General features: G+C 40.0%; 26 protein-coding genes. 25 read left to right on the top strand and 1 reads right to left on the bottom strand.

Annotated elements, in window-relative coordinates; genetic code table 11:
* Window positions 1-211 precede the first annotated feature (211 nt).
* The 12 genes from MKY45_RS00255 (at window position 212) to rsmI (ending at window position 9,077) form a co-directional block, all read left to right on the top strand.
* Window positions 212-475 carry a pro-sigmaK processing inhibitor BofA family protein gene (locus MKY45_RS00255; RefSeq protein WP_193063794.1) on the top strand — a complete coding sequence of 88 codons (264 nt, stop codon included), beginning with the start codon at window positions 212-214 and terminating at the stop codon, window positions 473-475.
* Window positions 476-578: 103 nt separating this feature from the next.
* A complete protein-coding gene (locus tag MKY45_RS00260) occupies window positions 579-776 on the top strand; it encodes a sigma factor G inhibitor Gin (protein WP_042528592.1) in 198 nt (65 codons plus the stop codon).
* A gap of 986 nt (window positions 777-1,762) precedes the next feature.
* Window positions 1,763-3,184, top strand: a complete 1,422-nt coding sequence (locus MKY45_RS00265) for an aminotransferase class I/II-fold pyridoxal phosphate-dependent enzyme (RefSeq protein ID WP_341172366.1) — start codon at window positions 1,763-1,765, stop codon at window positions 3,182-3,184.
* Window positions 3,184-3,816 (top strand): dTMP kinase, encoded by a 633-nt coding sequence (tmk, locus tag MKY45_RS00270; protein WP_256705458.1) that lies wholly within the window; start codon window positions 3,184-3,186, stop codon window positions 3,814-3,816. Before MKY45_RS00265 ends, tmk begins: the two co-directional genes overlap by 1 nt.
* Before the next feature lie 25 nt (window positions 3,817-3,841).
* A complete protein-coding gene (locus MKY45_RS00275; RefSeq protein WP_040977662.1) occupies window positions 3,842-4,171 on the top strand; it encodes a cyclic-di-AMP receptor in 330 nt (109 codons plus the stop codon).
* A 59-nt stretch (window positions 4,172-4,230) separates the two neighbouring features.
* Complete coding sequence (locus MKY45_RS00280; RefSeq protein ID WP_193063797.1) at window positions 4,231-4,662, top strand: YaaR family protein; 432 nt, start codon at window positions 4,231-4,233, stop codon at window positions 4,660-4,662.
* An 83-nt stretch (window positions 4,663-4,745) separates the two neighbouring features.
* Window positions 4,746-5,735 carry a DNA polymerase III subunit delta' gene (gene holB / locus MKY45_RS00285; RefSeq protein ID WP_042528588.1) on the top strand — a complete coding sequence of 330 codons (990 nt, stop codon included), beginning with the start codon at window positions 4,746-4,748 and terminating at the stop codon, window positions 5,733-5,735.
* A 4-nt stretch (window positions 5,736-5,739) separates the two neighbouring features.
* Complete coding sequence (locus MKY45_RS00290) at window positions 5,740-6,564, top strand: PSP1 domain-containing protein (protein ID WP_042528587.1); 825 nt, start codon at window positions 5,740-5,742, stop codon at window positions 6,562-6,564.
* A gap of 16 nt (window positions 6,565-6,580) precedes the next feature.
* Entirely contained in the window at window positions 6,581-6,943 is a 363-nt protein-coding gene (gene yabA, locus MKY45_RS00295) for a DNA replication initiation control protein YabA (RefSeq protein ID WP_042528586.1), read from the top strand.
* 247 nt (window positions 6,944-7,190) lie between these two features.
* Window positions 7,191-7,931 (top strand): tRNA1(Val) (adenine(37)-N6)-methyltransferase, encoded by a 741-nt coding sequence (locus MKY45_RS00300; protein ID WP_341172367.1) that lies wholly within the window; start codon window positions 7,191-7,193, stop codon window positions 7,929-7,931.
* Window positions 7,924-8,199, top strand: coding sequence for a GIY-YIG nuclease family protein (locus MKY45_RS00305; RefSeq protein ID WP_042528584.1), 276 nt, complete (start codon window positions 7,924-7,926; stop codon window positions 8,197-8,199). Before MKY45_RS00300 ends, MKY45_RS00305 begins: the two co-directional genes overlap by 8 nt.
* A complete protein-coding gene (gene rsmI, locus MKY45_RS00310) occupies window positions 8,196-9,077 on the top strand; it encodes a 16S rRNA (cytidine(1402)-2'-O)-methyltransferase (protein WP_341172368.1) in 882 nt (293 codons plus the stop codon). The genes MKY45_RS00305 and rsmI overlap by 4 nt, the downstream gene beginning before the upstream one ends.
* A gap of 87 nt (window positions 9,078-9,164) precedes the next feature.
* Here rsmI and MKY45_RS00315 read toward each other — a convergent pair whose 3' ends face one another.
* Complete coding sequence (locus MKY45_RS00315; RefSeq protein WP_040977653.1) at window positions 9,165-9,440, bottom strand: AbrB/MazE/SpoVT family DNA-binding domain-containing protein; 276 nt, start codon at window positions 9,438-9,440, stop codon at window positions 9,165-9,167.
* Window positions 9,441-9,982: 542 nt separating this feature from the next.
* Between MKY45_RS00315 and metG the strand changes: the two genes are divergently transcribed.
* The 13 genes from metG (at window position 9,983) to MKY45_RS00380 (ending at window position 23,585) form a co-directional block, all read left to right on the top strand.
* A complete protein-coding gene (gene metG, locus MKY45_RS00320; RefSeq protein ID WP_341172369.1) occupies window positions 9,983-11,995 on the top strand; it encodes a methionine--tRNA ligase in 2,013 nt (670 codons plus the stop codon).
* Between the two features lie 83 nt (window positions 11,996-12,078).
* Window positions 12,079-12,846, top strand: a complete 768-nt coding sequence (locus MKY45_RS00325; protein WP_341172370.1) for a TatD family hydrolase — start codon at window positions 12,079-12,081, stop codon at window positions 12,844-12,846.
* A 36-nt stretch (window positions 12,847-12,882) separates the two neighbouring features.
* Window positions 12,883-13,449, top strand: a complete 567-nt coding sequence (gene rnmV, locus MKY45_RS00330; protein WP_193063803.1) for a ribonuclease M5 — start codon at window positions 12,883-12,885, stop codon at window positions 13,447-13,449.
* Complete coding sequence (rsmA, locus tag MKY45_RS00335) at window positions 13,442-14,326, top strand: 16S rRNA (adenine(1518)-N(6)/adenine(1519)-N(6))-dimethyltransferase RsmA (protein WP_341172371.1); 885 nt, start codon at window positions 13,442-13,444, stop codon at window positions 14,324-14,326. The genes rnmV and rsmA overlap by 8 nt, the downstream gene beginning before the upstream one ends.
* 744 nt (window positions 14,327-15,070) lie before the next feature.
* On the top strand, window positions 15,071-15,943 hold the full coding sequence (yabG, locus tag MKY45_RS00340) for a sporulation peptidase YabG (RefSeq protein ID WP_341172372.1): 873 nt from the start codon (window positions 15,071-15,073) through the stop codon (window positions 15,941-15,943).
* Between the two features lie 313 nt (window positions 15,944-16,256).
* Window positions 16,257-16,520, top strand: a complete 264-nt coding sequence (gene veg, locus MKY45_RS00345) for a biofilm formation stimulator Veg (protein ID WP_212929459.1) — start codon at window positions 16,257-16,259, stop codon at window positions 16,518-16,520.
* A 153-nt stretch (window positions 16,521-16,673) separates the two neighbouring features.
* On the top strand, window positions 16,674-16,850 hold the full coding sequence (locus tag MKY45_RS00350; protein ID WP_040977646.1) for a small, acid-soluble spore protein, alpha/beta type: 177 nt from the start codon (window positions 16,674-16,676) through the stop codon (window positions 16,848-16,850).
* Between the two features lie 217 nt (window positions 16,851-17,067).
* Window positions 17,068-17,919, top strand: coding sequence for a 4-(cytidine 5'-diphospho)-2-C-methyl-D-erythritol kinase (gene ispE / locus MKY45_RS00355; protein ID WP_341172373.1), 852 nt, complete (start codon window positions 17,068-17,070; stop codon window positions 17,917-17,919).
* A 65-nt stretch (window positions 17,920-17,984) separates the two neighbouring features.
* Complete coding sequence (gene purR / locus MKY45_RS00360) at window positions 17,985-18,800, top strand: pur operon repressor (protein WP_341172374.1); 816 nt, start codon at window positions 17,985-17,987, stop codon at window positions 18,798-18,800.
* A gap of 211 nt (window positions 18,801-19,011) precedes the next feature.
* The gene (locus MKY45_RS00365; RefSeq protein WP_341172375.1) at window positions 19,012-20,217 is read left to right on the top strand and encodes an ISL3 family transposase; all 1,206 of its coding nucleotides are present in this window, start codon (window positions 19,012-19,014) and stop codon (window positions 20,215-20,217) included.
* 274 nt (window positions 20,218-20,491) lie between these two features.
* A complete protein-coding gene (gene spoVG, locus MKY45_RS00370) occupies window positions 20,492-20,791 on the top strand; it encodes a septation regulator SpoVG (protein WP_042528574.1) in 300 nt (99 codons plus the stop codon).
* Between the two features lie 442 nt (window positions 20,792-21,233).
* The gene (gene glmU, locus MKY45_RS00375; protein WP_341172376.1) at window positions 21,234-22,601 is read left to right on the top strand and encodes a bifunctional UDP-N-acetylglucosamine diphosphorylase/glucosamine-1-phosphate N-acetyltransferase GlmU; all 1,368 of its coding nucleotides are present in this window, start codon (window positions 21,234-21,236) and stop codon (window positions 22,599-22,601) included.
* Window positions 22,602-22,631: 30 nt separating this feature from the next.
* Window positions 22,632-23,585, top strand: a complete 954-nt coding sequence (locus MKY45_RS00380; RefSeq protein ID WP_042528572.1) for a ribose-phosphate diphosphokinase — start codon at window positions 22,632-22,634, stop codon at window positions 23,583-23,585.
* The last annotated feature ends 43 nt before the right edge of the window (window positions 23,586-23,628 follow it).

Here is a 23,628-nt window from a genome sequence, read left to right on the forward strand (position 1 = left end):
GGTTGGTGTTCTTAGGAATCCCCCACTTCAATCAACCTTGAAGGTTGATAAGCGGGGGTAGTTCAATGTACGTTCTTCTCGTCTAAAGAAGGAAGCTGCTAATGAATCTTAGAAAGTTGTCAATTATCCTGCTGCTTTTAAAACCTGTTCTAATCGCTTCCGGTAAATCATAGAAATAAGTTAAAGCGATGGAAGGAAAGTGGGGAGAGGAATGAATTCAACACTATTTATTGGAACGATTGTCGGATTAATTATTCTTTTATTTATTGTAGGTGCGCCGGTAAAGCCAATGAAACATATTGGGAAAGCAACGATGAAGCTGGGGATAGGTGCATTGCTGCTTTTTTTCTTAAATGTATTTGGAGGGGCGGTAGGTCTGCATATTCCAATTAATCTATTTACGGTATTAGTATCTGGATTTCTTGGTATATTCGGAGTCGGTTCCCTTGCAGCGATCCATTTATTTATTCTTTGAGACGCTGTTTATTTTTTCAAGATTGAATAAAAATCTAAAAAAATAATATCTATGTATAGCATCCGTTAGATTAGGAGATACTAGTTTTAACGGAGGTGGAGAAATGAAGCAGCAAAAAGTTCAAGAGTATGAGTATTGCGGAATTTGTGAGGAACCAAAGGAAAACGGTATTCATTTGTATTCCATGTTTTTATGTTCGGAATGTGAGCATAATATGATTCATACGGAGCCGCGGGAAGAAAAATATCAATACTATCTCTCAAAGTTAAAAAATATCAACCAATCAACATTACATTCTTAATATAATCCCCTTTTACAAGTCTTTGCATGCAAAGGCTTTTTTGTTTTGTTAGCATAGATATAGAAGAAAGGTACGTACTATATAAGTTAAATGAAAGATTCTATCTCCTAGCGACCGGCTGCGGAAATACACTACGCTCGTTAAAGTGTTTCACTCAACTTTCGCACATTAAAAAGTAATTTCGCTTCTATAGATACAGGAGTTGATCGTTCCTTCGATAACACCCTTGACAAAGAATAAAAGGTGAAGTGTAAAGCACGGCTGCGGCGGACCATTTTGCTTTCCGACGTACAAATGTTTTCGATGGGGCGAGTAATCGCAGTCCCAGGACGTTGCGGTCTTAGTCTGCCTAGGGGCACGCTCTTCAGCTAACTTTTGCCAAGAAGAGCACTTGGCAAAAGTGGATCTTCAGATGGTGCTGATCCCTCAGGAGTCAAAACGGTCCGCCTTCGCTAGCAGGATGTTCTATATGTGAAAAACAACTTACCAAACAGAAATTTGATCCGATAGAACATATTTTCATGCTGCATGGAAACATGTTCCGCCAAGATTACTTTCTGTGCATCGAAGCGATTCTCTGTATTTCATATCCATGCTGTCATAATTGGTTATTCAGGCGAAAGCTGCTATTTCGTCCAGCTCATTAGAATGTTATTTCTTTCATTCGCTGGAGCGGAGCTATGCACCATCACCAATTCCAACAAGGCCGGATATTCCACCAAAATGCAAGCATGATAAGGGGGAACATGTTCACCCTGAAATAGCAAGATATATATGCTTATTCTTAGGTGCGAAAGTTGAGTGTTTCATTATAGAAAATTGCTTTTTTCTGTTAAGGGAAAAAAGCGGAATAATAGTACATTTTTGTATCCATGTTTTTCATCCCTTTCACTTGCTTGGTATAATAAGAAGAACACCATAATGAGCAAATCAATTTCAATGAATTGGTTTGTTTATTTACATATAAAAAGAAATGAGGCAGACAAATGGAGCAGCAGCGTATGCCATTAGCAGAGCATTTACAAGCATTTGCAAAAAGGAATCCAATCTCTTTCCATGTACCGGGTCATAAGCACGGAGAAGTTTTTACACCTGCATATCATAACAATTTTCAGCAGATGCTCCGCTGGGATGTGACCGAAATTACCGGAATGGATGATTTGCATGCGCCTGCAGGCATTATTGCAGAAGCGGAAAGCTTAGCAGCAGCTTTTTTTCAGACCCAGCATACATTTTTTCTGGTTGGCGGATCGACAGCTGGCAATCTGGCGATGATTCTCGCAGCGTGTAAGCAGGAAGATAAGATTCTTATTCAGCGTAATTGTCATAAGTCGGTGATGAATGGCGTAGAGTTAGCAGGAGCACAGCCTGTTTTTTTAGCTCCGGAATGGGAGGAGCAGGTTAGCCGATTTACGAATCCAAGCTATGAAACAATAGCATCCGCCATAGAGCAGCATCCCGATGCTAAAGCAATTGTTCTTACCTACCCGGATTATTTTGGTCAAACTTATCCGTTGAAAGCAATGATTGATAAGGCACATGAATTTGATATCCCTGTACTAGTAGACGAAGCGCATGGTGTTCATTTTGCTTTAGGAGACCCTTTTCCAGCTTCAGCGATAGAGCTGGGGGCAGATGCTGTGGTGCATTCTGCGCATAAAATGGCTCCCGCAATGACGATGGCTTCGTATTTACATCTGGGGACTTCCCGTATCAATCCGTCTCAAATTGCGCATTATTTACAAATTTTCCAATCGAGCAGTCCATCTTATATACTTATGGCTTCTTTAGATATAGCAAGGCATTTTTTAGCACACTTTTCAAAAGAAGATCGAATCAAAACGATAAAAAGTGTGGAACAGGTAAAGCAGTTGTTTTCCGCTTTTTCATTTTGGGAATTCATGCCTTCCGACGATTCATTAAAGCTAACGTTCCACGTGAAACATTCTTTTTCGACAAAGTCCGTTGTAAACTTACTCGAAAAAGCAGGAATTTTTCCGGAGCTTGCGACGGATGAGCAAATTTTATTTGTCCACGGGCTTGCTCCGATGGAAGAAATAGATACACTGGAAAAAAGGTTGAAAACCATAGGGCATCCATTAAAAAAATCAGTAAATCGTGCTACAATAGAGAGGACAAATCTTTTTCCCGAAAAGGTCCAAGAATTAGATTTGTCTTATCAAGAAATGAATAATTATCCAACGTATCTGGTCTCGATGAGGGAAAGCATAGGAGAGATAGCTGCTGAGGCAGTGATTCCCTATCCGCCTGGTATTCCGCTTCTCTTAAAAGGAGAACGAATCCAAGAGATGCATATCGCACATTTGGAAAAATTAGTGGAGCAGGGTGTTCGAATACAGCATAGGGACGAAGGAATACGCATATATAGGAACAAAGGGGAAAGATGATGACAACTGGTTTGTTTATAACATTTGAAGGTGGCGAAGGAGCTGGCAAAACCACTATCCTAAATCAGGTTTATGAAGAGCTGACAGCTCGGGGGATAGAGGTTATCAAGACAAGAGAGCCAGGCGGTATCCGTATCTCCGAGAAGATTCGAGAAATTATCCATGACCCTCTCCATCTGGAAATGGAAGAAAGAACAGAAGCGTTATTATATGCAGCAGCAAGAAGACAGCATCTTGTAGAAAAGGTTTTTCCTGCATTAGAACAAGGGAAAATTGTATTATGCGATCGTTTTGTAGACAGCAGTCTGGTTTATCAAGGCTATGCAAGAGGCATTGGTGTAGATGAGGTATATGCGATTAATCAATTTGTGATTGAGGATTGTATGCCGGATACAACGTTCTACTTTGATATTTCTCCAAAAAAAGGACTGGAGCGTATATCAGCAAATGCAGACAGAGAGAAAAATCGCTTGGATTTAGAAACCCTTGAATTTCATGAGAAAGTCTATGAAGGATATCAGCTGATCCGGTCTCGTTTTCCGGAGCGATTTCAAACTGTGGATGCTGATCGTTCGCTTGAAGCGGTCTATCAAGATGTATTAGAAAGAATTACAGCTTTATTTAATAAATAAATATGCCAAAAGGGGCTGGTCAATCATGAAATTAATTATAACGGTCATTCAAGATAAAGATTCCAATCGTTTAGTAAACGCATTAGGTGAAAATAAATTCCAGACAACAAAATTAGCGACAACAGGCGGATTTTTAAAGGAAGGCAATACCACGTTAATGATTGGCTGTGAGGATGAGTATGTGAATGATGCGCTTGAAATTATTCGTGATAATTGCTCGCATCGTGAACAGATGGTGGCGCCAATTTCTCCGATGGGAGGAAATGCCGATTCGTATATTCCAAAGCCAGTGAAGGTAGAAGTCGGCGGTGCTACGGTATTCATCTTGCCTATCGAGTCCTTTTATCAATTCTAAACAGGAATTCTGTTTTAAAAACAAGCTATGTAATATGATTAAACCGAAGGGGGAGAACAATGAAGATTTCCAGTGATATCGTAACACCGAGAGATGGCAATTTAAAGCGTCCGGCGCAGACAAATAATGCCTCTTTTCAAAACCTTGTTCAATCCCAATCGGAACAGCTGAAGACCCAGGAATTTACTCAAATGGTGAAGCAGATTACGGAGCAGGGAGATAAACTGAGCCGATATCGTTCCTTTCGTGAACTAGTCAAGTTTAAACGAATGGTAAAGGGCTTTTTGGAAAAAGCGACCTCGGAAGGGTATCTTTTAGAAAAAAAGCAAAGCTTCAGCATGCAAGGAAGCAGGCAATTGTCTACAGTGAAGATAATTGATGAAAAGATTGCCCAGTTAGCAGAAGATTTAATGGATGAAGAAAAGAAAACCATTGATATTCTCGGATTAATCGGGGAAATCAAGGGGTTATTAGTTAATATTTATACTTGAGCAAAGCTTTTATATCGAAAGGACTTTAGCAGCCTTTCATAAAAATAAATAGAAACAGCTCCTGTTTAAAGGTGGAAGTAATGATGAAGACATGGGAAGAGATAGAACAAATACAGCCTGTAGCAACCCGGACGATAATGAATAGTATCAAGAAGAATCGTATTTCCCATGCTTATTTATTCCAAGGAGATCGAGGGACTGGCAAAAAAGAAATGGCGCTTCTGTTGGCAAAGTATTTATTTTGTATGAATCGCCAAGGAGAGAATCCATGTAATCACTGTATCAATTGCCAGCGGATTGATTCTGGAAACCATCCGGATATGCACTGGATTGAGCCGGATGGCGCCTCTATTAAAATAGAACAGGTGCGTAATCTGCAGAAGGAATTTACGTATTCGGGAATGGAGTCCAACCAGAAGGTGTATATCATTAAGGATGCAGATACATTAACCGTAAATGCTGCCAATCGATTGTTGAAATTTTTAGAAGAGCCAAGTGTGGAAACAACGGCTATGATGCTTACAGAGAATGGTCACTCCATGCTGTCAACTATTCGATCACGCTGTCAGATTATTGATTTGCAGCCGCTTCCGCCGGGGATTTTGCAGGAAAGATTACAGCAAGAGGGTGTGAATGAGACCGATGCTAAACTTTTAAGTGCATTGACAAACAGTCTGACAGAAGCCCTCGAACTTGCCCAAGATGATTGGTTTGCAGACGCGCGAAAAATAGTGATACAATGGGTAGAAATGTATACTGCACAGCCTGAGGATATCTACACATACATTCATCAAAATTGGATACCTCATTTTAAAGATAGAGAAGGTCAAGAACGAGGTCTGGACTTATTAATACTAGGATTTAAAGATATTTTACATCAGCATATATATACAGACGCCAATACGATACTGCTATCCAATGATTCATCTAAGTTAGAAAAAATAGTCATCACGTTTTCCCAAGCTCAATTATTGACTATTTTAAATCAGATTTTAATGGCGAAAAGAAAATTAAAGGCAAATGTTCAGCCAACATTGGTGATTGAACAACTAGCGCTTCAAATACAGAGGTGAAAAAATGTTAGAAGTTATTGGCGTACGTTTTAAGAAAGCCGGTAAAATCTACTATTTCGATCCAGATTCTTACCCGGTCACTCCAGATAGCTATGTCATCGTGGAGACAGTGAGAGGGATAGAATTTGGAAAAGTAGTCATTACGGAAAAGCAAGTCGATGAAGAAGATGTAGTTTTACCGTTAAAGAAAGTAATCCGAATCGCAAACGAGAAGGATAAGCGAACGGTTATAGAGAATCAGGATCAGGCGAAAAAAGCCTTTGACATATGTACAGATAAAATTACGCAGCATAAGCTGGATATGAATCTGGTTGATGTAGAATATACATTTGACCGCAATAAAATCATATTCTATTTTACAGCGGACGGAAGAGTGGACTTCAGAAATCTTGTAAAAGATCTTGCGTCGATGTTCAAGACACGTATTGAATTAAGGCAAATTGGAGTCAGAGATGAAGCGAAAATGCTGGGCGGAATTGGTCCATGCGGCCGTATGCTCTGCTGTTCCACTTTCTTAGGAGACTTTGAGCCGGTGTCTATTAAAATGGCAAAGGATCAAAATCTTTCTTTAAACCCGGCAAAAATATCCGGTTTATGCGGAAGGCTAATGTGCTGTTTGAAATATGAGAATGATGAATATGAAACAGCAAAAAGAGAGCTCCCGGATATTGGTGAAACGATGCCGACACCGCACGGAAAAGGAAAGGTTGTCGGGTTAAATATATTAGAAAAAATGGTTCAAATTGAGCTTTTAGATAAAGAACGTGTTGTGGAGTATACATTAGATGAATTAATCGAAGAAGGAATTGTAGCACAAGTCACAGAATAGAGGCAGGTGATCAATCTTGGGAAACAGAGAGATATTCGATCAAGTTTCCGATATGGAGAAGCAAATTGGTGAATTATATGAGCAGTTAGGTGATTTAAAAGGTAAACTTAGTGATTTGCTTGAAGAAAATCACCGGTTGGCCCATGAAAATCATCATTTGCGTAATCACCTAGACAGTTTTACAGAAGAATCTGTGGAAAAACAGCAGGAAAAAAGCGATTCTAAACAACAAAAAGGAATATTTCCGGGGGAAGGCTATGATAATTTAGCACGTCTTTATGAAGAAGGTTTCCATATTTGCAGTTTAGAGTTTGGCAGTCCGAGACGAAACGAAGATTGTATTTTTTGCTTGGACTTCTTTGATAAAACGAAACTTTAACCATGGGGAGTGGTGTTCTTCTCTCCATGATTATTAGCTTGAGTTAATCAGGAGATGAAGTGACCGTTTTTTCCCCAGGGATATTTAAATATTTCTTCTATAACCTAAAGGGGAAAATGACGGACACTCATGCTGTGATAAAATGAAATAGAGTACGGTAAGTATCGTATTGGATGGCTGTCTTCCTATGAAGGCAGCTATTTTTCTGATAAGCTGTCCAATGAGAACATAAGGATGTGGTGAACCAATGGTGGAGCTATATGATGATGAACGATTAGATTATTTATTAGCAGATGAAACGATGAAAATTATCCAAAGCCCGACAGCGTTTGCTTTTTCATTGGATGCGGTGTTGTTAGCTCATTTTAGTTCTATCCCTAAAAAACGAGGAAAAATTCTTGATTTGTGTACAGGAAATGGGGTCATTCCGTTATTGCTGTCTAAAAAGACAAATGCGGAAATTATTGGGGTGGAGATTCAAAAACGTATTTTTCAGATGGCGGAGAGAAATGTCGCTTTAAATGATTTGCAATCTCGATTACGAATGATTCATGGGGATTTAAAGGAAATGCAGTCGACCCTGGATCAAAGTGCTTTTGATATGGTTACCTGTAATCCGCCCTATTTTAAAACACCCTCTGCAACAGAGCATAATCATAATGCGTACCTTACGATTGCCAGGCATGAAGTGTATTGTACATTAGAGGATGTCGTCAAAGCTTGTAAAAGATATGTCCGGCCCGGAGGAAAAGTTGCCATGGTGCATCGTCCCGGACGCCTGGTAGATATTATAGAGCAATTTAGAAAGTACCGTATCGAGCCCAAACGTGTGCAATTTGTTTATCCGAAACAAGGAAAGGAAGCAAATATGCTCTTGATAGAAGGGATTCGTGACGGGAAAGCAGATGTGAAAATCCTGCCGCCATTCTATATTTATGAACAGGATGGTTCCTATACGAAGCAGGCAGAGGAAGTTATCTATGGCTGACGGAGAGCATTTGGTTTATATGTTACATTGTCAGGACGGAACGCTGTATACGGGATATACAAATGATTTAGCGCATCGGATTCGTATGCATGAAGAGGGAAAAGGGGCAAAATATACTAGAGGAAGAGGGCCTTTTGAAATCATCTATACATGCGCATTTGAAAATAAGTCAGATGCCTTGCGCGAGGAATATCGAATAAAAAAATTAACCCGCCAGGAAAAGCTGGAAATGATTCAAGCTTATGAGAAAGGAATGTGCCATGAATGAATATCCAAAATAGTTATCAGCCGGAGGAGCATGCTGCATTATACGTTGTCCCGACACCTATTGGAAATTTGGAGGATATGACTTTTCGGGCGATTCGGGTATTAAAGGAATGCAAGTTGATTGCTGCGGAGGATACGAGGAATACAAAAAAGCTGCTTCATTATTTTGAGATTCACACCCCTCTCATCAGCTATCATGAGCATAATCATCAGGAAAGAGAAAAACAGCTTTTAGATACGATTCGTCAGGGAGAATCGGTTGCTGTTGTAAGCGACGCGGGGATGCCTGCGATTTCTGATCCTGGTTCAGAGCTGGTCCAAGCAGCTATTCAAGAAGGGCTGGATGTCATCGTGTTACCAGGAGCCAATGCGGCACTCGTAGTACTGGTCGGGTCTGGCCTAACAGCACAGCCTTTTACATTTTACGGTTTTCTTCCCAGAAAGAAAAAAGATAAAAAAGAAACACTGGAAAAATTAAAAAATTTTAATACAACTTTAATTTTTTATGAATCTCCTTACCGCATCAAAGATACCCTGCAGGAAATGGAAGGTATCCTAAATGACAGGAAAGCGGCTATAGGAAGAGAAATCTCTAAGAAATTTGAAGAATTTGTTAGAGGTACCATACAAGAACTTTTTTCATGGAGTAAGAAAAATGACATGCGAGGCGAGTTTGTTATTGTGGTAGAAGGTCCAACGGAAGCAGAATCAGCTTCATTTGAGCAGGAATCAAGCTGGTGGGAAGCGTTATCTGTGAAAGAACATGTAGAAGCGTTGATGGATAAAGAGCATCTATCCAGTAAAGAAGCCATTAAGCAGGCAGCCATCGAACGGAAAGTGCCGAAAAGGGAAGTTTATCAGAGCTACCATATTGATTAGCTTTGTTCCAGTTCGCTAGATAATAAAGGCAAAAAAAAGGATGACCTACGTACATAGAGGAGGTCGTCCTTTTTTTGCCTTTTAAATTTATTTAAAACGGTTTTGAATTTCTTCCAGTAAAATTTTTGCACCCTCTGGGCTAAGGATGAGGTTGCCGTCAGCCAGGGTCTGATTATCATCTGTCAGCTCTCCAGTGATTTGACAGGTCATATTTGGGCGGTATTTTTTCAAGACAATACGATCATTGTCTACATATATTTCCATTGTATCTTTCTCTTTAATATCAAGGGTGCGGCGTAATTCAATAGGAATGACTACGCGACCAAGCTCATCAACCTTACGTACGATACCAGTAGATTTCATTCTTCATTCCTCCAATGTTAGATTTAATAAAATTTTCTGAATAAATAAGTATTACAATTTCAAATAATGAGATAAATTGCAAAAAATGTCGTTACTAGTCGGTACTGATAACATTAGAATAGCAACAATATTTGGTATTGTCAATACAATTTTACTGTAAAAGGAAAAGTTTTATTCCTTTTTCATAAATATTCAGGTTTTTATCCGTTTTTATTTATTTAAGAGGAAGAAAGTATCTCTTTTTTGTAAAATTAATTTCTAAGAAGTTGGATAAAGAATGAGTGAATAGGTACACAATTTGGCAAATTACGTTATAATAGCTACAATAGATGTTGATATTTTATATGCGTCATGTGATACCATAAAAAAATAGGGCGAAAGCTGAAATTCCAAAAGTTGATTTTGAATCTTTTTCGGATGAGATGGCAATGCTTGTTTCATAGCATGTATCTTTTTATAGATAAATGGGAAATCTTTCTGCCGCTTGTACATCTCAGGACAAGATTTTTTAAATAGGAACAAATCTAGGAGGAATAAAACGGATGGGAAGCAAAAATACTTTTTACATTACAACGCCAATATATTATCCGAGCGGAAAATTACATATTGGCAGTGCATACACAACGATAGCTTGCGATACGATGGCGCGATATAAGCGCTTATTAGGGTTTGATGTGTTTTATTTAACAGGCAGTGATGAGCATGGACAAAAAATTGAGCAGAAGGCTGCTGAACAAAATATCTCTCCGCAAGAATATGTAGATGGCATGGCTGCTGGAATGCAGGATTTATGGAAGAAACTTGAAATCAGCAATGATAAATTTATTCGCACAACCGATGAACAGCATCAGAAGGTTGTAGCTGATATTTTTGAGCGTTTCTTAAAACAAGGAGATATCTACCTGGATGAATATGAGGGCTGGTATTCTGTGCCGGATGAAACGTTTTATACGGAAACACAGCTGGAAGATGTTGAAAGGGACGAGGATGGTAATGTTATCAGCGGGAAGTCACCGGACAGTGGTCACCCTGTTGAGCTGATTAAAGAGGAGTCCTATTTCTTCCGGATGAGTAAATATGCAGATCGCTTATTAAAATATTACGAGGAGCATCCAGATTTTATTCAGCCGGAGTCGCGTAAAAATGAAATGATTAATAACTTCATTAAACCAGGTTTAGAGGATTTAGCAGTATCCCGTACTACCTTCAGCTGGGGAGTCAAGGTACCAAGTAATCCAAAGCATGTGATTTATGTATGGATCGATGCATTGGCAAACTATATCACAGCATTAGGCTATGGTACAAATGATGATGAAAACTTCCAAAAATTTTGGCCGGCAGACGTGCATATGGTAGGGAAAGAAATTGTTCGTTTCCATACCATTTATTGGCCGATTATGCTGATGGCTTTAGACTTGCCGCTTCCGAAGAAAGTATTTGGCCACGGCTGGTTGTTGATGAAAGACGGAAAAATGTCGAAATCAAAAGGAAATGTGGTTTATCCGGAAATGCTTGTAGAGCGTTATGGTCTCGATGCTTTACGTTACTACTTAATGAGAGAAGTTGCTTTTGGCAGTGATGGCGTCTTTGCACCGGAAGATTTTGTTTCCAGAGTAAACTATGATTTAGCAAATGATTTAGGGAACTTATTGAACCGTACTGTAGCGATGATTAATAAATATTTTGACGGAAAAGTCCCTACAGTAAACGGCGTTATTAATAAAGAAGATGCTGATCTGCAGGAGCTGGCAGCATCTGTTATCCAGGATTATCAAGAATCGATGGAGCAGATGGAATTCAGTAATGCATTGAAAAAAGTATGGACGTTAATTTCCCGTGCGAATAAATATATTGATGAAACACAGCCGTGGATTCTTGCGAAGGATGAGGAAAAGCGTCCTGAATTGGCCAGTGTTATGGCACATCTGGCAGAAACATTACGTGTTGTTGCAACGCTGCTTCAGCCTTGTCTGACGCATGCACCGAAAAAAATCATCGAGCAGCTTGGTTTAGACGAAGCCAGCGGATTAGCCTGGGAGAATGTTACGTTTGGAAACTTCCCGGAAGGCACTACCGTTGTGAAAAAAGGGCAGCCTATCTTCCCTCGTTTAGATGTGGAAGAAGAAGTAGAATATATCCGTTCCCAAATGGAAGGAACTGCTGCAGTTGAAGAAGAAGAAGAAACTTGGGACCCGAATGAAACAGAGCTTGTTTCTACCAAAGAAAAACAAATCAAATATGATGTATTTGATAAAGTAGAGCTGAAAGTTGCGGAAGTGAAAGACTGCAGTAAGGTCGAAGGTGCAGATAAACTATTGAAATTCCGCCTGGACGCTGGTGATGAAGCTGACAGACAAATTTTGTCGGGAATCGCCAAATATTACCCGGAACCGGAAAAATTGATTGGGAAAAAGGTTGTTATCGTAGCGAACCTTAAACCGCGTAAAATGCGTGGAGAAATCAGTCAGGGAATGATTCTTTCTGCCGAGAAGGACGGGAAATTAGAAATCGTTCCAGCACCGGAAAGCGCACCAAACGGATCGCCGATTTCTTAATTAATAATAGATGGAAGGGAGCTGTCATCGTGTTCATGTCAGCTCCTTCCTTTTCGATAGAAGAACAAAAAAGGATGATTAGAATGTTATTTGACACACATGTTCATTTAAACGCAAGGCAGTTTGCTGAAGATAGAGAAGAGACAATTCAGCGCGCAAAGGATGCAGGTGTGGAATATATGGTCGTGGTTGGTTTTGATCATGAAACAATTCCCCTGGCTATTGAAATCGCGGAAGCACATGAGAATATATATGCGGCAGTCGGCTGGCATCCTGTTGATGCAATTGATATGACAGAGAAAGAATTGGAATGGATTGAAGAATTAACAGAACATCCTAAAGTGGTCGCGATTGGCGAGATAGGCTTGGATTATCATTGGGATAAATCGCCGAAAGATGTACAGAAGAAGGTCTTTCGTCAGCAAATCGCACTTGCCAAAAAAGTAAAAATGCCAATTATTATTCATAACCGGGAAGCGACAGAAGATATTATTGCTATCCTGCAGGAAGAAAACGCTGCAGAGGTTGGCGGCATCATGCACTGTTACAATGATTCTGTCCAATATGTCCAGACATGTCTGGATATGAATTTTTATATTTCCTTAGGCGGTCCGGTAACCTTCAAGAATGCTCCGTTGCCGAAGGAAGTAGCAAAGCAGGTCCCTTTAGACCGTCTGCTGATTGAAACAGATGCCCCATTTCTAGCACCGCATCCATACCGTGGAAAAAGAAATGAGCCGGCATATGTAGTACGTGTAGCGGAAGATATTGCGGCATTACGTGACATGGATACAGCGGAAATTGGAAATATTACAACTGAAAATGCGAAACGATTTTTTAAAATTGATTAAATCTGTCGTATTATGGAATAAAGTGGAGGAAATCGATTGAAGATAAAAGAAATGATTGTAGTAGAAGGACGGGACGACACAACACGAATCAGACTTGCTGTGGATGCAGATACGATTGAAACAAATGGTTCTGCAGTGAACAAAGCAACGCTCGATAAAATTCGTCATGCAAAAGAAAAGCGCGGAGTGATTGTGTTTACAGATCCGGATTATCCGGGCGAGCGGATCAGGCACTTAATTAATCAGGCAATCCCCGGCTGCAAGCACGCTTTTTTACGAAGAGATCAGGCAAAGGCAAAGCATTCCATGAATAAAAGCTTAGGTATTGAACATGCCTCTGTGGAGGATATTCAAAAAGCACTTGCGGATGTTTATGAACTAGCGGATTTTTCGGATAGCGATATTAACAAAGCAGACCTGATTGATTATGGATTAATTGGAGGTAAGAAGGCGGCCGGACGGAGAAAACGTCTGGGAGAGCTTTTGCATATTGGACATACCAATGGAAAGCAGCTGTTAAAACGCCTTACCCAATTCCAAATTCCCAAGAAACAATTGGAGGAAGCGATGGAAGTTATAGAGCAGGAGGAGCAGGATGTCTAAAAAATTTATTGCAACACCGACGAGAACAAAAGAACTGCTGAACAAATATGGTTTTGCATTTAAAAAGAGCTTAGGACAAAATTTCCTGATTGATGTGAATGTATTGGAAAATATTATCCATCAAGCGGGGATAACAAAGGAAACAGGAGCTATTGAAATTGGACCTGGAATGGGTGCTTTAACGGAGCAATTAGCTATTCATGCAGACAAGGTTGTTGCATTTGAGATTGACCAGCGCCTGCTCTCGATTTTAGAAGAGACGTTAGCCGATTACGATAATGTAGAAATTATTCATCATGATATTTTAATGGCGAATGTAGAAGAAGTGATTCAGACACATTTCGAGGAAGGTCAGGATATTCATGTCGTTGCTAATCTTCCTTACTATATTACGACACCAATTTTGATGAAGCTTGTACGTGATCAGCTTCCGGTTACCAGCCTGACTGTGATGATCCAAAAAGAAGTAGCGGATAGAATGGCTGCTGTCCCAAATACCAAAAGCTATGGCTCGCTTAGCATTGCCGTACAATACTATACGGAAGCCAGTGTCGTTTTAAATGTGCCGAAGCAGGTGTTTATGCCGCAGCCTAATGTCGATTCCAGTGTGTTAAAGCTTGTGATGCGCAAAGAACCGCCTGTTCAAGTAGATAATGTAGATTTCTTTTTTGAATTGATTCAAGCAAGCTTTGCTCAAAGAAGAAAAACCCTCCGTAATAACTTAAACCGGTTTTTGCAGGATAAATTTGCAAAACAGCAAATAGAAACCTTCCTTGAAAACGCAGCAATAGATGGAGGAAGACGCGGTGAAACTTTAACCATGGAGGAATTTGCATCCTTGGCAAATGTAATCCATAAAGAGCTTCCAAAAAGCTGATCAGAAGATATAATCTTTTGATCAATTTTTTTTAAGAATAAGAAAGGATAAAAAATGCTGAATATAGCCGCTCCAACGGGTTTCAGGGTGAGTAATCTTAGGCCCCAGAAATACACTCCGCTTTCCGTGGGCCCCGAGCTCATCTCCTTTAAAGAAGACTTGCTGATTGGCAAGCCGTCAGGCGCAGACAGAAGTTAGTCCCGCGGGTAGAAAAAAAGAAGAACCCTTTTTTCCTGCGGGGTCTTTCCCTGGGACTGCGATTACTCGCCCCATCGAAGATCACTGCGCATTCCCACGACGGACAGGACGTCCTAGTGTCGGTCGTTGGTCACAGGACGTGACCGTTCTTAGCCGACCAGGAGTCTCCGTGTATTTCTTCTGGGACTGGGACTGCAATTACTCGTCCCACCGAAAACCATTGCGATTACTCGCCCCATCAAAACCGTCGCTAGAATTTGCGTTATTTCCTTGTAAAAAAGCAAATAAAACATAATTCCACTTAGATGGGAGCGGATGTTGTCGACTCCTGCGGGAAAAGCAACAGGTAGACCTGAGCAGGAAGCGGTTTTCTTACCGTGCGACTGAACGTTGCCCGCGGAAAGCGACTTCCCGTAGCGGACATCTCTTTGGCAAGAACACCGAAGTTTTAAAGCTCAAGCGGTGTTCTTGTTTTTTCTTATGATTGGAACAGAGCTGTGCTTTTATTCATACAATGAGAAAGAGTAAAAGGTGAGAGGTGCAGCGATGGATATACAGAAGGGTGCGTTAGTTACAAGGAAATCATATAATCATGATTTATTATTCCGTGTGGCAGAAATAAAAAAGGGAGTTGCTATCCTTCACGGGGAAGAATTGAGGTTAAAGGCAGATGCAACTTTATCTGATTTAACACTAGTAAACCAAAGGGAGCATAAAAAAAGAAAAGCAGTAGACAGAGAAAAACAAGAATCCTCCTATCGGTTATTTCGTCAGGACTATCAAATGATGAAAGAAAAAAGAAATTATGAGGCAACAGAAGGCTATACGGATGCTGCAAATTATTTTCAGTTACCGGCAAAAGTCCTTCATATTGATGGAGATCCGTCCTATTTAAGAAAGTGTATCCAATTATATCAGCGTATTGGGCTGCAAGTGCACGGTGTTCACTTAACGGAGACAGAGATGCCTTTTCAAATAAAAGATCTGCTTGAGAAAATCCAGCCGGATATTATGGTTATTACGGGTCACGATGCTTATTCACATAATAAGGGGATGAAGCATGATTTAAGTGCCTACCGACATTCTAAATATTTTGTAGAGGCTGTGCGGGAAGCGAGGAGCGTTTATCCGAATCTGGATCAGCTCGTTATTTTTGCAGGAGCATGCCAATCGCATTTTGAGTCATTGATTCGTGCGGGATCCAATTTTGCCAGCTCGCCATCCAGAGTCAATATTCATGCCCTGGATCCAGTCTATATTGTCGCGAAGGTAGCGTACACGTCATTTATGGAAAGTGTATCGGTGTGGGAAGCACTCCGTAATACGTTAACGGGAGAAAAAGGGTTAGGAGGAATACAGACAAGGGGATTATTACGAACAGGCATGCCTTACTTAGCGAATGAGGACGAAGGTGAATGATAATATCAAAAGCTGCTTAGAAAAGACAGTTATGGGAATATGAGGTATGCTTTTGTTCCTCCTTCTTTCCAATGAATTGGAACCTGTAATTAGACCATTCAGATTAGTTATTTTTTTGTAATTTTTATAAAATCAGCCTATTATGCATTTTTTTGTGACAATTTATGTATAAAAATAGCATCATGACAAATAATATCAGAAATAGACAAAATAAATAGTTGACAACCTAAAACATATGCTGATATAATTGTTTGTTTTGCTTGACATTTCATCGGCATATATGCTAAAATAAATGTATGTGAGGTGGAGTGTAGTGGGCAAAACGTTGATCGAAATCAAGCAAGGTCTAGATGGTCAGGTAGGTAAACGGTTAAAGCTCAGAGCGAATGGCGGAAGACGGAAAACCGTTGAAAGATGCGGTGTTCTAGCGGAGACATATCCCTCTGTTTTCATTGTTGAGCTTGACCAGGACGAGAATGCATTCGAACGGGTTTCATACAGCTATACAGACATATTGACAGAAACGGTGGAGCTGAATTTTGTGGAAGGAAGTTCAGCGGTATTTTTTAAACAGTAGACAAGCATATTGTCTGCTGTTTTTTATATTGGGTAAAAAGAACAGAAAATGGTTTTCTTGGTTAATTCTTTTGTGATTGAATGGAGGAAAAGTACATAAGCTATAATTGCCTGTCGATAAAGTAAAACTTCATTCGTAAAGGGGAGCTTTTATATGGGTAGACGAGGGATTATGTCCACACAGATGAAAGAAGAAATAGCGAAAGAATTAGGATTTTACGATACGGTACAGCAGGAAGGCTGGGGAGGAATAAAAGCTCGCGACGCCGGTAATATGGTGAAACGGGCGATAGAAATGGCAGAAGAAAGTATGAAAAAGAGCGAGTCCTGACCGGGCTTGCTTCTTTTGTTTTAACGCAATTCTGTTCCTGGCTTCAGGAGACTGAAAAGCTTAATCAAGATCTTTTTTCGGCTGCCCTTGAAACCCTTTCTTAAACTAAATTAGCCTACGTGTTTTGATTATGATACAATAAAACATATTTTTATGGACGTAGCTATAGTTTCAAATAGGTGAACGAATTTCCAACGCTTTGAGGATGTGATTGAAGATGCTTGTCATGGAGAAGGCGCCTGCTAAGATAAATTTATCATTAGATGTGCTAAATAAGCGGGAGGATGGCTATCATGATGTTGAAATGGTCATGACAACAATAGACTTAGCAGATCGTTTAGAATTACGGGAATTACCTGCAGATAAAATTCAATTATCTTTGGAAAGCCGTTATGTTCCCAGCGATGAACGGAATTTAGCATATCAAGCAGCAATTTTATTTAAAAAAACATACAATATCAAAAAAGGTGTTCACATCCAAATTGATAAATCGATTCCTGTTTCTGCTGGATTGGCGGGCGGAAGTGCTGATGCTGCAGCAGTTTTACGGGGATTGAACCGATTATGGGGACTGAATATCCCGTTAGCTGAATTAGCTGATTTAGGATCGCAATTAGGGGCGGATATTGCTTTTTGCGTTCACAGTAAAACAGCGATAGCAAAAGGTTACGGCGAGTGCATTGAACTGTTGCCTGCACCGCCTACTTGCTGGGTTGTTCTTGCCAGACCGGATATTGGTGTATCCTCCTATACTGTATTTGATCAAATTAAAATTCCGGAGTTACAGCACCCAAATACTAAGCAGGTACTGGCAGCTTTGGAGGAAAGAGACTTTTCAAAGCTGTGCAATCATCTGGGAAATGCATTGGAGCCAATTACTTTTTCCATGCATCTGGAAGTTGCACGGCTGAAGGAAGCGATGCAGCTGGCAGGAGCAGAAGGTGTGATGATGAGCGGGAGCGGGCCGACCGTGTTTGGCTTAATGAAGCATCACCGGAAGGCACTGCGGATTTATAACAGTATGCGGGGCTTTTGCAAGGACGTTCAATTAATCCGAATGTTAGGATAGGCATTGCTAAAATGCATATGAAAATGCTATATTATATTAAGAACATTCGGATTTGAGGTGTGAGTTTGAAAAGAAGTAATCGATTGGTTGTGTTAACAGAGTACTTTTTAGAAAACCCGAGGAAACATATTCAATTGCCTTACTTTGTCGAGCTTTGTGATACAACGAAGTCATCGATAAGTGAGGATTTAGATATTATACATGAAGTTTTTCAAATAAAAGGATTGGGGTATCTGGAGAGAACGACCGGAGCTGGCGGCGGTGTGAAATATATTGCTACCAGCTCGGCAGAACCAAGCAGAGAGTTTATTTCCACGCTTCAGAAAAAGTTAGAAGATCCTGCCCGTATTCTTCCAGGAGGGTATCTGTATATGAGCGATATCCTTGGTGACCCTTCCATGGTCCGGGAAATTGGCCGTGTCTTTGCTTCCTGCTTTGCCCATTTAGAGATTGATGCAATTGTCACTGTTGCAACAAAGGGGATTCCTTTGGCGTATGCAACAGCATCCTTTTTAAATGTGCCGGTTGTTATTGCGCGCAGAGACCCCAAAGTAACAGAAGGATCCTCTGTAAGTATCAATTATGTTTCTGGATCGTCCCGGAAAATTCAAACGATGGTGCTGCCAAAGCGCAGTCTGCCTGATGGCTCAAACGTATGTATCATCGATGATTTTATGAAAGCAGGGGGAACGATTACAGGGATAAAAAGCCTCTTGGAGGAATTCTCTGCAACGGTACAGGCTGTTGGAGTACTGGCAGAAGCAGATGATGAGGAAGATGAAAGAGTGATTACCGATTATACGTCCCTCTTGAAAATATCTCCTGTCGACATACAGAATCATCATGTGTCTGTACTGCCGGGGAATTATCAAATGGAATAAACCGTATCCAAAAGCATACGATACAGATCTTAATCTATTTACAGATTAAGGTCTTTTTTTATACATTTGATTGATTAAAAAGGGCTCTATACTGAATGTGGTGGTGTCCTCCGTTCCATCGCCAGATGGAACGGAGGCAAAAAAATACACTCCTTTTCCTCTCTCTGATAACCTTGAGTTGTCGAGACAAAAGGAATGGGAGAGGAAAAGAGTGCATCATCATTTTATCACAGAGTTATTAGGAATAAAAGATTCTCATGTAAATGTCTGGGATCTCAGAGAAGAAGAAAGTCATTTCGTTGCGGAGTTATTCACGAAACCGCGCATGCAGAAATGTCCGTTTTGTGGAGAAAGAACCAAACGGATTCATGGTTACCGTTGGCAAAGCATTCAAGGGCCTGCTTTTACGACAAAAGAAGTTCATATTTCATTACGGAAAAGGCGTTACATTTGTGTGTCCTGTCATCGCACCTTTTATGAACGGCTTCAGATGATACACCGTTATCAACGGTGTATAGCAAGTGTTCAGACCACAGCGATGAAGCATGCAGCGGTGAGTTCCTTTCGTACGGCAGCACTGGTAACTGGTGTAACAGTGAATCGTGTTTTACGGTGGTTTGATCGGAAGGAGCTAACCTCCAGTAAAGTGTTACCTCGAGTCATTGCGATTGATGAATTTAAAGGCGATGCGGATGGAGAGAGGTTTCAATTGAATGTGGTCGATGTGGAGAATAGAAGAATCATCGATATCTTACCTGATCGAAAAGTAGAAACGATTGAGAAGTATCTAAAGTCATGTGATACAGGTAAAGTAGAAATGGTTGTGATGGATTTATCTCAAGCGTTTAAACAAGCCATTCGAAAAGCATTGGGCAATCCCCTGATTATCGCTGACCGTTTCCACTTCATGCGTCAGGTCTATTGGGCTTTGGATGAGGTGCGCCGTGAAGTTCAAAAGGAGCTTCCTAAAAAAGATCGGCTTCGAATGAAACGCTCCAAGAAACTTCTTTGGAAATCATGGGCAGCCTGTTCGGATGATCAGAAGAAAAAAGTACAGCAATTAGTAGAAATAGATGCCCGTTTAAAAGAAGCCTATGATTTAAAACAAGCGTTAGATACGTGGTTTAAAGAAAGTGATGCATACAATGTAACTTCCGGTTTAGAAGTATGTCTGGAAAAGTTAGAGGCATCCACATTAGAAGGATTTCATCGTGTCGCACGTACATTTAAAAGATGGCACCAGGAAATTCTGCATTCTTTTATGTATCCTTATAATAATGGCTACATAGAAGGAGTCAATAATACGATTAAAGTATTGAAACGATTATCTTATGGAATTAAAAATTTTGAACGAATGAGAAAGAAAATTCTATGGCAACAAGAGGTCAAGCTTGTGCTGAAGCAAGCTTATAAATAAAGAGGTGGAGGAATGTTTTTCCACCACCACATTTGACATAGAACCTTAAAAAGATGAAATTTCATTGTTTTTAGACAATCATTTTACTTGGAAGAAAAAGGTGGATAATAATGACTAAGAAAGTCGAAAACAAATCAATTCTTAGGTATAGGGGAGAATAAATTTAAAATATTTTATTTTATTGGTATTTATAAGAAGGATTTTTGTAATTTATGTTGAAATAGTATAAGTATAAAGGATGATTTTTGAATTAGGAAAAAGGTGGTGAAACATCATGGAAGTAACTGACGTAAGATTGCGCCGCGTAAAAACAGATGGAAGAATGCAGGCCATTGCCTCAATCACATTAGACAACGAGTTTGTTGTCCATGATATCCGTGTCATCGACGGGAATAGTGGATTATTTGTTGCAATGCCGTCAAAGCGGACGCCAGACGGAGAGTTTAGGGATATTGCTCATCCGATTAATTCTGGAACACGCTCAAAAATTCAAGAAGCTGTTTTGGGGGAGTATCAACGTGAACGTGAGAATGAAGAGGGACTAGGCTATAAAGAAGAAGCCGGTGTTTCCTGAACATACGCTGGAGGGCGATTGGGCGAGAAGGTAGAAATCTGAATGAAGATTTGCCTTCTTTTTTTTGTTCTTTTTTATTGGAGCAGCACCATATGGCCGAAAAATCAAATTAAATGTGATCAAGGCAACTGGCTGATGTAGTATATTTCCGCAGCAATCGTTTGTAGAAAAAATATATTTGCTGCGTCCTCAAAGGCTTTTTAATAATAACAAACCTGGTATTTTATGGGATTAATTTGAGCTGCCGGCTGCCGTTTTGTCTGTAATAAACCAATGAATGCAGCAATGAAAGTTTTTTTCGTATTTTAGTTAAGCGATGTCACGAAAAAAATAAAAATATGATAACATAAGATATAGAAATAAAACCTTTTATTTTATTGAAATAAAGGTTTTTTTACGATATATTTTTAAATGGATATTTAGAGATGATGGAGGTTTCCTAATGACGAATCGATTTGCTGTTATTTTAGCAGCTGGGCAAGGAACAAGGATGAAATCAAAGTTATATAAAGTGCTTCATCCTGTAGTTGGCAAACCAATGGTACAGCATGTTGCGGATCAATTACAACAAACTGGGTTAAATAAATTAGTTACCATTGTCGGATTTGGAGCAGAGCAAGTAAGAGAGCAGCTTGGAGCGTCCAGTGACTTTGTCGTACAGGAAGAACAACTCGGCACAGGACATGCTGTGATGCAGGCGGAACAACTGTTACAGAATAAAGAAGGTGTAACCATTGTAGCTTGCGGGGATACCCCTTTGATTCGTGCAGAAACATTCCAAAAATTGTTTGAACATCATGAGCAGACGGGTTCTAAAGCAAGTATATTGACGGCACTTGCAGATAACCCTGCCGGATATGGCCGGGTGGTTCGAAATGATGCAGGGGAAGTTGAGAAAATTGTCGAACATAAAGATGCTTCGGAAGAGGAATTAACGATAAATGAGATTAATACAGGAACCTATTGTTTTGACAATAAAGCATTATTTGAAGCTTTAAAATCGGTGTCTAATGACAATGCACAAGGAGAGTATTATTTACCTGATGTCATTAAAATTTTAGGTGACCAGGGAGAGCGTATCAGCGCTTATGTAGCAGCTGAATTTAATGAAACGATAGGGATTAATGATCGTGTTGCATTAAGTGAAGCGGAAAAAATTATGAAACGGCGTATTAATGAGACGCACATGCGTAATGGTGTGACCATCGTGGATCCTGATAATACATATATCGGTCCGGATGTGAAAATTGCTGCAGATGTGTATCTTCATCCAGGAACGGTCTTAAAAGGGGATACCTCCATTGCGGCTGGTTCAGAGATTGGTCCGCATACAGAAATAAAAGATTGTGAAGTTGGGGAAGCTACAACGATCCGATTCAGTGTCGCTGCAGACAGCCGCATTGGGAATCGAGTGAATATTGGTCCCTACGCACATATCCGTCCAGCCTCAAATGTTGGAAACGACACAAAAATTGGCAATTTTGTAGAGCTGAAGAAAACGACTCTGGGCAACAACAGCAAGGTTTCTCATCTTAGTTATGTAGGGGATGCTAATGTGGGAGAGCGTGTAAATGTCGGTTGTGGTACAATAACAGTAAATTATGATGGAAAAAATAAATTCCTGACAACAATAGAAGATGATTCGTTTATTGGATGTAACTCCAATTTAATAGCGCCGGTTACAGTTGGTAAAGGTGCATATGTGGCAGCCGGATCGACAATTACAAATGATGTGCCGGACGAGGCATTATCCATTGCAAGATCGAAGCAATCAAATAAAGAAGGATATGCAAAGAAGTTTAAAAAATAGACTACAAACAAAGTCATGGAGGTTAGAGGAATGTCATCCAACTATAAGGACGCTTCGTTGAAAGTATTTTCGTTAAATTCGAATCCAGCATTAGCAGAAAGTATTGCAGCTCAAATCGGAACGAAATTAGGAAAATGTACCGTAACGCAATTTAGTGACGGTGAAATTCAAATTAATATAGATGAGAGTGTGCGTGGTTCTGACGTATATGTTATCCAGTCTACATCAGCACCGGTAAACCAGAATATTATGGAGCTGCTGATTATGATCGACGCATTGAAGCGCGCTTCTGCCAAATCAATCAATATTGTTATGCCTTACTACGGTTATGCTCGGCAGGACCGTAAAGCCAGAGCCCGTGAGCCGATTACGGCAAAATTAATGGCAGATATAATTGAAAAAGCAGGAGCAAATCGAATGATTACACTTGATCTGCATGCACCACAAATTCAAGGCTTCTTTGATATTCCAATTGACCACTTACAGGGTGTCCCTATTTTAGCTACTTATTTCGAACAGAAGAATCTGGAAGATGTGATTGTTGTTTCTCCTGATCATGGCGGTGTAGTGCGTGCCAGAAAAATGGCAGACCGCTTAAAAGCCCCAATTGGTATTATTGATAAACGACGTCCAAAGCCCAATGTTGCTGAAGTGATGAATATTATTGGTAACATTGAAGGGAAGACAGCTATTTTAATTGATGATTTAATTGATACAGCTGGTACAATTACCTTAGCTGCGAACGCATTAATTGAAAGTGGCGCAAAAGAAGTATATGCTTGTTGTACCCACCCGGTACTTTCTGGACCAGCTATCGAGCGCATTGACAATTCAAAAATCAAAGAGCTCGTTGTCACAGATACGATTCCTTTGCCGGAAGAAAAATGTATTGATAAAATTACCGAATTATCGGTTGCTTCTCTGCTGGGCGAAGCGATTATCCGTGTTCACGAAATGCAATCTGTAAGTATTCTTTTTGATTAAAGGTTTAACTTGTTCCATTTTAGGGTATGTATTATATTGACCG

Source organism: Oceanobacillus sp. FSL K6-0251, assembly GCF_038004725.1.
GTDB lineage: Bacteria > Bacillota > Bacilli > Bacillales > Amphibacillaceae > Oceanobacillus > Oceanobacillus oncorhynchi.